Below are 13,792 nucleotides of genomic sequence, written 5' to 3'. Positions count from 1 at the left end.
GTCAGGTGTCAGTACCGTAGTCGCTGGGGTAATGACATTTGTCGGCACCACCACCGCTTGTGATTGCCCGACTGTTTGGGCAAATGCCGATAACACCGGAGCGTGGAACAGGTCACGTACCGCCAACGTCAGTCCAGCACGGCGCAGACGGTCAATCATTCGCACCGCCAGCAACGAATGACCGCCCAGGGCAAAGAAACTGTCGTGCCGACTAATCCGCTCAACGCCCAACAATTCGCTCCAAATAGCGGCCAGTGTGGTTTCTATCTCCCCCTGTGGCGCTTCATAAACCTGACGGGCAAAAGCTTCCTCCCCCGGTGCCGGTAATGCCCGACGATCCAATTTGCCGTTCGGCGTCAACGGGAAGGTATCCAGACGAACAAAGGCCGCCGGCACCATATAATCCGGCAAAATGGCACTCAGGTGAGTACGCAGATGGTTAATTAACTCATCATCCGCGTCTGCCACCACATAAGCCACCAACCGTTTGTCCTGACCCTCATCCAACGCTAACACGACCACTTCATGCACTGCCGGGTGTTCCAGCAATCGGGCTTCAATTTCCCCCGGCTCAATACGGAAACCACGGATTTTCACCTGTTGGTCATTACGGCCCAGGAACGCCAGATTGCCGTCTGGCAGGTAACGGGCTAAATCGCCGGTGCGGTACAGGCGGGCATCCGGCTTATCACTAAACGGATCCGACAGAAAACGTTCTGCGGTCAGTTCGGGGCGATTGAGATAGCCACAGGCCACCCCATCCCCGCCAATATAAATCTCACCGATTACCCCTTGCGGCACTGGCTGACCATAGGTATCCAACAGATAAACCCGCGTATTGGCTATTGGCCGACCAATCGGGATCCGGGTCACTTCCGGCGATAATTCTGCTATACGGTAGGTAGCGGTAAAGGTTGTCCCTTCACTGGGTCCATAACCATTCAATAACTGTTGAGGAGGGCTATCACGCAGAACCTGAGCAATAACATGTGGATCAAGAATATCGCCACCAACAATCAAAATTTTGATTTGTGGCAGCACCGGGGATAACGCTGCCGCCAGCCGATTAAACAGCCCGACACTGAGCCACAGCACCGTAATGCGATAAGTCTGTAATGCCTGAACAAATTCTTTAGGCGTCAGCAATGTGGCATGATCGATCACCACCAGCGTACCGCCATTAAGCAACGGTGCCCAAACTTCGAAGGTACTGGCATCGAAAGCCGGGTTGGCCTCAAACGCCACCCGATCATCCGGCCCAATTTCAGCGTAGCCGTTATTAATGACCAGCCGAACCACCGCACGATGCGGCACCATTACCCCTTTGGGTGTGCCGGTCGAGCCGGAGGTATACATAATATAGGCTAATTCGGTACTGGCGCGGGGTAAGTCAGGATTGTGGTGATCTTCTTCCCCGATAGTGCCCATTTCATTAGCAAAGCAGAACTGGCGGATCGCCAGATCAACCGGGACATCGCTAAGCAATAATTTGGCTGAACAGTCGTTTATCAGCCAGTTTTTCCGCTCGTCCGGGACACGGGGATCGATTGGTACATAAACGGCCCCAGCTTTGAGAATTGCCAATTCAGCCACTACCAACTCAATAGATCGTTCTAACAGCACCGCAATACGCTCATCCGACTGTATCCCCCGCTTAATTAACTGGCGGGCCAGTCGGTTGGCGCGAGCATTTAATTCGGTATAGCTGAGAATGTGTTCTTCATACACCAGCGCTACTGCGTCAGGGGTTTTCTCCACCTGCTGTTCAAACAGCCAGTGAATGCATGTCTGGTCAGGATACGGCGTCTGGGTTGCATTCCAAATTTCCAGTAACAGCTTACGTTCAGCTACCGTCAGGATATCGATTTTCCCGACCAGCTGTTGCGGGTTAGCCGCCATCGCCCGCAATACGGTATGGAGATACTCTACATAACGCTTGATGGTCGATTGATCAAACAAGGCAGTGGCATAATTCAGATAACCGACAATCCTGCCGTCCACCTCAGACAGGCTCAATTCAAGATCAAACTTAGCGATATCAATAGATTGATCGGTAGGTGAAATGGTCAGTCCCGGTAACCGCCATTCCATATTCTCATTGCTCTGCCAGGCAAACATCACCTGGAACAATGGGGTATATGCTAGCCGGCGTGGTGGTTGCACGATTTCCACCACCTGTTCAAACGGCAGATCCTGATGCTCCTGTGCCACCAGCGCAGTTTGACGCACACGCGCCAGCCATTCCGCCACATTGGGGGCACCGGATAAGTCCATGCGTAACGCCAGCGTATTGACAAAAAAGCCGATCAGGGATTCCACTTCCTGCCGACTACGGCCGGCACTTGGCGTACCGATAACCAGATCTTCCTGACCTGACAGGCGCGATAAAACCGTCGCCCAGGCCGCCAGCAACGTCATAAATAACGTGACGCCCTGTTGCTCACTCAAACGTTTAAGAGATTGGGTTAACTCCGCATCCAGATTGACAGGCAATAAGGCCCCGGCAAATGACTGCTCAAGCGGACGAGGTCGGTCAGTGGGCAAATCCAATAGAACTGGCGCGTCAGCCAGCCTTGTGTGCCAATAGTCAGATTGAGACTGTATGCGTTCAGCCGACAGCCACTGACGCTGCCAGGCAGCGTAGTCAGGGTACTGAATTGTCAACGGTAGTAACGGATCTGACTGCCCGGTCAGAAAAGCGGTGTAAAGGGTGTTCAATTCACGCATCAATATGCTGACAGACCAACCATCGAAAACAATATGATGCTGGGTCAGCAAGAAAACATGCTCATCGTCAGCCAGTTGCACCAGACTGGAACGAATCAATGGGCCACGGGCAAGATCAAACGGCGCACTGGCTTCCTGAGCAGAGAGAAACTCAAGCTGGTCATCTATATCAGGCACTTCACGCAGATCATATTTTTTTATCGGCAAGCCTAATGCCGCCGGCAACAACTCCATCTGCGGCTGGCCGTCAACAGCCACAAAAACAGAGCGCAACGCTTCATGGCGGGCAAACAGCGTATCCAGCGCCTGCTGCCAGGCAGCGATATCCAGCTGACCACGTAAACGCAGAGCCAGCGGAATATGATAGATCTCACTCACCCCGTCAAACTGCGTCAGGAACCACAGACGCTGTTGCGCAAATGATAACGGCAATGGGTCCTCACGGGATAGCGGAACGATAGCGGGCAATACCTCACCCGACTCATCAAGCCGGGCATGCATCACTTCCGCAAAATCGGCCAAAGCAGGGAATGTAAACAACGTGGACAGCGGCAATTCAATCCCCAACGACGCTATTCGGTTCATCATCCGCACCGCCAATAACGAATGGCCGCCCAGGGCAAAGAAACTGTCATACCGCCCCACCTGCTCAATCCCCAGTAACTCACGCCAGATAGCCGCCAGCACTATCTCTGTTTCGCCTTGTGGCGCTGCATAAACCTGGCGGGAAAATGCTTCTTCGTCCGGTTCCGGCAACGCTCGACGGTCCAGTTTTCCATTCGGCGTCAACGGCAGGGTATCCAAACGGACAAAAGCCGCCGGGACCATATAATCTGGCAAAATTGTGCTCAGATGAGTACGCAGGCTATTCACCAACTCATCGTTTTCTTCCGCCACCACCCAGGCCACCAGACGCTTATCATGCTCTTCACCCAGCGCTAACACCACCGCTTCACGTACCGCCGGGTACTCTATCAGCCGGGTCTCAATTTCCCCCGGTTCAACCCGGAAACCCCGAATTTTAATCTGCTGGTCATTACGGCCAACAAAGACTAAATTGCCATCGGGCAGATAACGGACCAAATCCCCGGTCCGATACATCCGTGCATCCGGCATCTCACTAAACGGGTCAGCTAAGAAGCGTTCAGCCGTCAGTTCAGGACGATTAAGGTAGCCACGCGCCACCCCCATACCGCCAACATACAACTCACCGATTGCTCCCAACGGCACTGGCTGGCCGTCGCTATCCAACAAATAAATCTGGGTGTTCGCTGTCGGATGGCCGATAGGCACTAACGTATCTGTATAGTCTGGCGGACAACGCCAGGTGGTCGCACACACCGTGATTTCTGTCGGGCCATAGGCATTAAACAGCTTCGCANGACGACAAAGTACCTGAAATAGCGCGGCACTGGGGTGCTTCACCACCGAATATCACTGTCGGTGTTATCGTTAGCGCCGGTAAATCGCCCGCATCCCGAAGCAAAGCCGGGGTCAGACAGGCATGGGTCACTGCCTGCTGCTCCAGATAATGCCAGAGACGAAGCGGGTCCTGACGGACGATATCAACAGCGATAACCAGACTGGCCCCACTCCCCAACGCCATCATGATTTCCCAAACACTGGCATCAAAACTCAATGAGGCAAACTGCAACATCCGGCTACCCGAGTGAATGTCAAACTGGGCGATTTTATCCCGGATAAGATTGATTAGCCCACAATGCTCAACCATCACGCCTTTTGGTGTGCCGGTTGAACCGGAGGTGTAAATCACATACGCCAGATGCTGGGCAGTCAGTGCAGGCACTTGCGGATTACTGTCCGGCTTATCGAGCAGCGTATTCGGTCCAGTACAGTGAGTCTTCNGCAATGGCTTCTTCGCCCAATGCGATACATACGGCATTATCCGCCAGCAAAATAGCCGGAGCTGCATCGGTCAAAATATGTACCAAACGTTCACCCGGATAAGCCGGGTCCAATGGAACATAAGCTCCACCCGCTTTCAGAGCGGCCAGCAAGCTCACTATCATCGTCGGTGAACGTGTAACACAAATCGCTACTCGCTGGTCTGGCACAACACCCAGCGCAATCAATTGATGGGCCAATCGGTTAGCACGGGTATTCAGTTCCGCATAGCTGAACGTCTGTCCTTGATACACCAGTGCCGTGGCATCCGGGTTTTTCTCCACTTGTTGTTCAAATAATTGATGGATACACAACGGGTCAGAGTAGGCAGTTTCCGTCGCATTCCAGGTTTTTAATAACAATGTGCGCTCAGTCTCGGGCAAAATTTCTAACGTCCGTACTGACGTTTCCGGGGCCAGCTCGAGTGTTTCTGCCAGACTTTCCAGCGCTTGCTGCATATAACCGCACACCCGTTCCGGATCAAATGGCTGGACGATTTGCGCTGTTAGCCCCAGCGCACTACCAAAATCCTCCACCGATAGAGTAAACGGATAGTTGGTACGTTCCTGCGCGCCAAGAAACTCAACACCATCCATGATTTCATTCGAAGTCGCGGATAACGTACTGTGCCGATAGTTCAACAAAGCACTAAAAAGTGGAACTTCACCTTGCACTCCACTGTAACGTTGAGCCAGTGCCAGTGACGCGTGTTCATGCCTCAGTAATTCGGCTAGCCGGGCATGTGCTGCCTGTACACTCTCCCGTACTGAGGTATCATCCATATCCAGCCGTAACGGCAAGGTATTGATAAACAGCCCCATACCGCTGTCAGCCCCTTGCCCTGTCTGCATCCGCCCAAACAAGACGGTGCCAAACACCACTTTCGCCTGTCCGCTGGTACGCGACAATACCTGTGCCCAAGCCAGATGGCACAGCGCCGCCAGACTGACACCCAGACGTCGAGCCTGACTACGCAAGCGGTTGTTCAATATAGCGGGCAATATTCGGTATGATTGGGCCATCTGAGAACCATCCCGATGGACTTCCGTCAATCCAAACGGCAACGTCGGTTGATCCACCTCAGCCAACATGTCAGTAAAGAAACAGGTATGCTCGGCCTGATTCTCCCCCAGACGAACCTGAGCCACCAGATTGCGGAAAGGGACCGGCACAGGCAAACTGTCCCCCAGCCCGGCAAGGTACGCCTGAACTTCACGGTTCATCACTTCCAGCGTCGTATGGTCACCAATCAAATGATGCTGCAATTGCAGCGCAATCCAGCGACTATCCGTTTCCTGTGCAATAACAAAACGCAACAGTGGTGCCAGGCCCAGATCGAGACGATGCTGACGCGGATCAAAACGTTGAGCCAATTGTTCATAAACCGGCCCGTCAGCAGGATCTAACATCAGTTCCACAACGGATAACGGTGCCTGACGCCAGACTACCTGGACCGACGCGGATAATCCTTGCCAGATAAAAGCAGTACGCAGAGTATCGTGGCGATTAACCACCTGTTGCACCGCCGCCAGATAACTATCCAGCAACGAACGATCAGCAAATGCCATCTGGCTAACCAATAGATATGGGTCGCCTTCATTGGTTAATAAGTGGTGGAACAGGATCCCATCCTGCAACGGTGACAAGGCATAGATATCCTGAATATTAGTCACCCCACCCGGTACTTGTGCAATGATATGGTCAATCTCAGCTTGAGTGAGATCAATCAACGGCAGCATCTCAGGTGTGAGTGCCGTGGTTGCCGGGGAAATGACGTTCTCCGGCACCACCACCGCTTGTGACTGCCCGACTGTTTGGGCTAATGCGGACAACACCGGGGATTGGAATAGATCATGCACTGCCAGCGTTAATCCCACGTTACGCAAACGTTCAATCATCCGCACCGCCAGCAGAGAATGGCCGCCCAGGGCAAAGAAACTGTCGTGCCGACTGATCTGTTCAATACCCAACAACTCGCTCCAGACAGCGGCCAATAGGATTTCTGTTTCCCCCTGCGGCGCTGCATAAACCTGACGAGCAAAGGCTTCCGTCCCCGGTGCTGGCAGCGCTCGGCGATCCAGCTTGCCGTTTGGGGTCAACGGGAAGGTATCCAGACGTACAAAAGCCGCCGGCACCATATAATCAGGCAAAATGGCACTCAGATATTCACGCAAGCTCACCGTCAATCCGTCATCTGGCTCTGCCACCACATAAGCCACCAGCCGTTTATCCTGCCCGCCACTTAACGCCAGTACCAATGCTCCATTTACCGCAGGATGTTCCGTCAGCCGCGCTTCAATTTCTTCCGGCTCAATACGGAACCCCCTGATTTTAACCTGCTGATCGTTACGGCCAACGAATACCAGATTGCCGTCCGGCAGGTAACGGACCAAATCCCCGGTGCGATACATGCGAGCATCAGGTTCATTATTAAACGGATCAGTTAGGAAACGTTCAGCAGTCAACTCAGGACGATTGAGATAACCACGCGCGACACCCACGCCACCGATATACAATTCCCCCACCGTCCCCAATGGTACCGGCTGACCATAAACATCCAGCAGATAAACCCGTGTGTTGGTCGTTGGGCGTCCAATGGGAACCCATGCATCCGTATAGTCTGAGGGACAAGACCAAGAGGTGGCGCAAACCGTGATTTCTGTCGGGCCATAATCATTGAACAGATTTACCCGATCACACAACGCCTGGAACAGGGTTGAACCCGGCGCTTCTCCTGCAAATATTAATGTAGGCTTTATCGTTATTGCCGGTAAATCGCTCTCTTCCCGGAACAGAGCTGGTGGCAGGAAAGCGTGCGTCACTGCTTGTTTTTCCAGATAAGACCAAAGACGACGAGGGTCCTGACGGATGATATCGGTAGGAATAACCAAACAGGCCCCGCCACTTAACGCGGTCATGATTTCCGAGACACTGGCATCAAAACCCGATGAGGCAAATTGCAATATCCGACTGGTTTCATCAACGCTAAACCGGGTAATTTGAGCCAGAGCCAAGTTAACTACCCCACGATGTTCAACCATCACCCCTTTCGGCGTGCCAGTCGAACCAGAGGTATAAACCACATAGGCCAAATGTCGTTCCATCAATGCAGGTATCTGCGGGTTACTGTCCGCCTGGTCAAACAGGCTATTCGGATCGAGCATAATCAAGTCTACAAGTGCCTTCTCACCCAACGCAGCTCGCCCGGTATTATCCGCCAACAAAATAGCCGGCCCGGCATCAGCCAGAATATGCCCCAGACGCTCGCCGGAATAAGTCGGATCCAATGGCACATAGGCGCCACCGGCTTTCAGCACCGCTAACAACCCGACGATCATTGCGGGTGAACGTGCCACACAAATCGCCACTCGTTGGTCCGGTGCAACGCCCAATGCTATCAGTTGATGCGCCAGACGGTTAGCACGGGCATTGAGTTCGGCATAGCTGAAAATGTGTTCTTCATACACCAGCGCCGTGGCATCCGGGTTTTTCTCTGCCCATTGCTCAAACAGTTGGTGAATACAACCGTGATCGGGATACGACGTTTCGGTCGTGTTCCAGGTTTCCAATAACAGCTTGCGTTCAGCTACAGTCAGGATATCGATTTTCCCGATCGACTGTTGCGGGTTAGCCGCCATCGCCCGCAGTACGGTATGGAGATAACCCACCTGCCGCTCAATGGTCGCTTGATCAAATAGCGCAGTGGCATAATTCAGATAACCAACAATTCGTCCGTCCACCTCAGACAAGCTCAATTCAAGATCAAATTTAGCGATATCGATGAGTTGATCGGCAGGTGAAACCGTCAGTCCCGGCAACCGCCATTCCGTATTCTCATTGTTCTGCCAGGCAAACATCACCTGGAACAACGGAGTATGATCCAATCGGCGTAGCGGTTGCACGATTTCTACCACCTGTTCAAAGGGTAGGTCCTGATGTTCCTGCGCCGCCAGCGCAGTTTGTCGCACACGCGCTAGCAACTCCGCCACATTCGGCGCATCGGATAAGTCCATCCGCAACGCCAGCGTATTAACAAAGAAACCCATCAGGGATTCCACCTCCTGCCGACTGCGGCCGGCACTCGGTGTACCGATAACCAGATCTTCCTGACTTGATAGACGCGACAGAACCATCGTCCAAGCCGCCAACAGGGTCATAAATAACGTGACGCCTTGCTGTTCACTCAGACGTTTAAGGGATTGGGTTAACTCCGCATCCAGACTGACGGGCAATAGGGCCCCGGCAAACGACTGCTGAGGCGGACGTGGCCGGTCAGTCGGCAAATCCAGTAGAACTGGCGCGTCAGCCAGTCTCGCGCACCAATAATCAGATTGGGACTGTATGCGTTCAGCCGACAGCCATTGACGCTGCCAGGCGGCGTAATCAGGATACTGAATCGTCAATGGAGACAACGGATCCGGTTGCCCCGCCAGAAACGCGGTGTAAAGGGTGTTCAATTCACGCATCAACAGGCTGACAGACCAGCCATCGAAAATAATATGATGCAGGGTCAGCAGGAAAACGTGTTCATCATTAGCCAGTTGTACCAAAGTGGAACGAATTAATGGACCACGGGCAAGATCAAACGGCGTATCGGCTTCCTGAATAGAAAGAGAGGCAAGCTGCGCCTCCACATCAGGTGTGTTACGCAGATCATCTTTTTTCATCAACAAGCCTGATGCCGCCGGCAATAACTCCACCTGCGGCTGACCGTCAACAGCGACAAAAACAGAGCGCAATGCTTCATGGCGAGCAAACAGCGTATCCAGCGCCTGCTGCCAGGCAGCGATATCCAGCTGACCCTGTAAACGCAGAGCCAGCGGAATATGATAGGTCTCACTCACCCCGTCAAACTGAGCCAGGAACCACAGGCGTTGTTGCGCAAATGACAACGGCAATTGGCCCTCACGGGATAGCGGAACGATAGCAGGCAATACCTCACCCGCCCCATCAGACCGGGCACACATCGCTTCAGCAAAGGCCATCAAAGACGGGAATGTAAACAGCGTGGACAGCGGTAATTCAATCCCCAACGCCGCTATTCGGTTCATCATCCGCACAGCCAACAGCGAATGGCCGCCCAAAGCGAAAAAGTTGTCGTACCGACTAATCCAGTCAACACCGAGTAATTCACGCCAGATAGCCGCCAATGTGGTTTCCATCTCCCCTGACGGTGCAGCGTAAATTTGCCGGGCAAAGTCTTCTTCCCCCGGTACCGGTAATGCCCGCCGATCCAGTTTGCCGTTCGGGGTCAGCGGGAAGACATCCAGACGCACAAAAGCCGCCGGCACCATATAATCCGGTAAAACCGAACTCAAGTGAGTACGCAGACGGTTAACCAACGCCTCATTCGCTTCTGCCACCACATAAGCCACCAACCGTTTGTTCTGCCCGTCGTCCAGCGCCAACACCACCGCTTCATGCACTGCCGGGTGTTCCATCAATCGAGCCTCAATTTCCCCCGGTTCAATCCGGAAACCACGGATTTTCACCTGCTGGTCATTGCGACCCAGGAATTCCAGATTACCGTCCGGCAGGTAGCGGCCGAAGTCTCCTGTTCGATACATCCGAGCATCCGGTGTATCACTAAACGGATCCAGCAGAAAACGTTCCGCGGTCAGTTCAGGACGACTAAGATAACCACAGGCAACGCCATCTCCGCCAATATAAATCTCGCCTTCTGCACCCAACGGCACCGGTTGACCATTGGCATCCAACAGATAAACCCGCGTATTGGCTATCGGTCGACCAATGGGGATCCTCGCCACTCCCGATGGTAACGCCGTGATAGGGTAGGTGGTAGTAAAGGTGGTGCTCTCACTCGGCCCATAGGCATTTAATAACTGTTGCGGCGGGTTATCACGCAAAACTTGCCTAATCACATGCGGATCCAGCACATCGCCGCCGACAATCAAGATCTTGATTTGTGGCAGCACCGGAGACAACTCTGTCGCTAACCGGTTAAATAGCCCGACACTGAGCCACAGCACGGTAATGCGATAAATCTGTAACGCCTGAACAAATTCTTTAGGTGTCAGCAACGTGGCGTGATCAATCACTACCAACGTGCCACCATTAAGCAACGGTGCCCAGACTTCAAAGGTACTGGCATCAAAAGCCGGGTTAGCCTCAAACGCCACCCGATCATCTGGCCCGATTTCGGCATACCCATTATTGATGACCAACCGAACCACCGCACGATGTGGCACCATCACCCCTTTGGGTGTGCCAGTCGAACCGGAGGTATACATGATATAGGCCAGTTCAGGACTGGCGCGAGGTAAGTCAGGATTGCGGTAATCTTCCTGCCTGATAGCGTCCATCTCATTAGCAAGGCATAACAGAGGGATCACTAGGTCAACCGGGATATCGATATCAGTAAGCAATAATTTGGCTGAACAGTCGTTTATCAACCAGTGTTTCCGCTCATCCGGCACTCGGGGATCGATCGGCACATAAACCGCCCCGGCCTTGAGGATAGCCAACTGAGCTACTACCAGCTCAACAGAACGTTCTAATAAAACCGCAATCCGATCGTCCGGCTGAATCCCCTGCCCAATTAACCGGTGAGCCAGTCGATTGGCACGGGCATTTAATTCCGCATAGCTGAGAATATGTTCTCCATATATCAGCGCTGTCGCGTCAGGTTTTTTTTCAGCCTGTTGTTCAAACAGCCGGTGAATACAATATTGGTCGGGATACGGTGCCCGGGTCGCGTTCCAGGTCTCCAGCAACAGCCTCTTCTCCGCTGCCGGCAAAATATTCAACAACCGTACCGGTGTCTCTGGCCGCTGTTCAAGCGCTTCTGTCAGGCTTTCCAGCGCCTGTTGCAGATAATCACATATCCGCACCGGATCAATCGGTTGCACAATTTGCGCCGTCAATCCCAAAGCGTGACCAAAATCCTCTACCGACAAAACAAACGGATAGTTAGTTCGCTCCTGTGCACCAAGGAATTCAATACCCGGCACCATCTGATTTGAGATCGTCGGTTGCTCATTATGTCGATAATTCATCAAAGCACTGAAGAGCGGCGTTTCCCCCGGCACCCCACTGCAACGCTGGGCCAATGCCAGTGACGCATGTTCATGGGCCAGCAATTCGGCTAACCGGGTATGGGCTAACCTCACACTATCCTGCACCGGGGTCTCATCCATATCCAGCCGTAACGGTAAGGTATTGATAAACAGCCCCATACCGCTGTCAGCGCCTTGCCCGGCCTGCATCCGCCCAAACAAGACGGTGCCGAACACTACTTTTGCCCGCCCATTGGTACGTGACAACACCTGTGCCCAGGCCAAATGGCATAACGCAGCCAAACTGACACCCAAACGCCGGGCCTGACTGCGCAGACGATCATTCAGCGTAGCAGGTAACATCCTGTACGATTCCGTCACCTGCGAACCATCCCGATGGACCTCTGTCAACCCGAATGGCAGTGTCGGTTCATCCACTTCCGCCAACATGTCGGTAAAAAAGCGGGTATGCTCGGCCTGATTCACCCCCAACCGGGCCTGCGCCACCAGATTGCGGAAAGGGACCGGCACAGGCAAGTTCTCTTCCTGTCCGGCAAGATAAGCCTGAACTTCACGGTTCATCACTTCCAGCGTCGTATGGTCGCCAATCAGATGATGCAGCAATTGCAATACAACCCAACGGCCATCCTCCTCCTGCGCTACCGCAAAGTGCAATAAGGGGGCTTGGTTCAAGTCGAGGCGATAGTGATGTGGGGCAAAATGTTGAGCTAACTGGTCACGGACCGGCCCATCAACCGGATCTAATGTCAGTTCTGTGATTGATAATTGCGCCTGACGCCAAACCACTTGTACCGGTGCTGATAATCCTTGCCAAACAAAGGCGGTACGCAGAATATCGTGGCGATTAACTACCTGTTGCACCGCCGCCAGATAACTATCCAACAGAGCACGATCAGCAAAAGCCATCTGGCTAACCAAGAGATACGGGTCACCTTTATTCGCCAGCAAATGGTGGAACAGGATGCCATCCTGCAACGGTGACAAACCATAAATATCCTGAATATTGGTAATCCCACCCGGTACTTGTTCAATGATACGGTCAATCTCAGACTGGGACAGATCAATCAACGGCAACATCTCAGGTGTGAGTGCCGTGGTTGCCGGGGAAATGACATTCTCCGGCACCACCACCGCTTGTGACTGCCCTACTGTTTGGGCTAATGCGGACAACACCGGGGATTGGAATAAATCACGCACCGCCAGAGTTAACCCCGCATGACGCAGACGTTCAATCATGCGTACCGCCAGTAACGAATGTCCTCCCAAGGCAAAAAAGCTGTCGTGCCGACTCACTTGCTCAATACCCAACAACTCACCCCAGACAGCGGCCAGCAGGGTTTCTATCTCCCCTTGCGGCGCGGCATAAACCTGCCGGGCAAAGTCCTCCGCCCCCGGCGCGGGCAGCGCCCGGCGATCCAGTTTACCGTTTGGCGTCAACGGGAAGGTCTCCAGACGTACAAAGGCCGCCGGTACCATATAATCCGGCAAAATGGCGCTCAGGTGGCTACGCAGGCTGTTAACCAACCGGTCATCCGCCTTTGCCACCACATAAGCCACTAACCGTTTATCCTGACCATCGCCCAAAGCCAGCACCAGCGCTTCACTCACCGCCGGGTGTTCCAGCAATTGGGCTTTGATTTCCCCCGGTTCAATGCGGAAACCCCTGATTTTCACCTGCTGGTCATTACGGCCCAGGAACGCCAGATTGCCATCCGGCAGGTAGCGGACTAAATCCCCGGTGCGATACATCCGAGCATCTGGCTTATCACTAAATGGATCGGCCAGAAAACGTTCCGCCGTCAAATCAGAGCGGTTGAGATAGCCTCGCGCCACCCCCATACCGCCAATATACAGCTCACCGGCTGCGCCTAACGGCACCGGCTGGCCGTCAGTATTCAATAAATAAACCTGGGTATTCGCTGTCGGACGCCCAATCGCAATGATGCCCTCAGTGTAGTCTGATGGACAACGCCAGGTGGCCGCACACACCGTGATTTCCGTCGGGCCATAGGCATTAAATACCGTTGTCCGACGACACAGGGCTTGAAGCAATGTTGCACTGGGGGCTTCACCACCAAGTATCAACGTCGGTCTTATCGCTATTTCCGGTAAATCGGTCCCTT

At 53.4% G+C, this 13,792-nt stretch carries 2 protein-coding genes and 1 pseudogene; all 3 read right to left on the bottom strand.

All coding sequences use genetic code 11. The annotated features are described in order from the left end of the window. Positions 1 to 111: 111 nt before the first annotated feature. Positions 112 to 4,071: pseudogene (locus tag PTE_RS27145) on the bottom strand (amino acid adenylation domain-containing protein); the annotation flags it as partial. Positions 4,072 to 4,093: 22 nt separating this feature from the next. Beyond that, a complete protein-coding gene (locus PTE_RS26800; RefSeq protein WP_425339422.1) occupies positions 4,094 to 4,630 on the bottom strand; it encodes an AMP-binding protein in 537 nt (178 codons plus the stop codon). After that, the coding region (locus PTE_RS03970; RefSeq protein WP_131601411.1) for a non-ribosomal peptide synthetase at positions 4,554 to 13,792 on the bottom strand (9,239 nt) is incomplete at its 5' end. The genes PTE_RS03970 and PTE_RS26800, both read right to left, overlap by 77 nt.

Source organism: Photorhabdus khanii NC19 (assembly GCF_000517265.1).
Classification (GTDB): Bacteria; Pseudomonadota; Gammaproteobacteria; order Enterobacterales; family Enterobacteriaceae; genus Photorhabdus; species Photorhabdus khanii.
The sequence above is the reverse complement of the archived record's forward strand: the minus strand, read 5'-3'. Positions and strand labels throughout refer to the sequence as shown.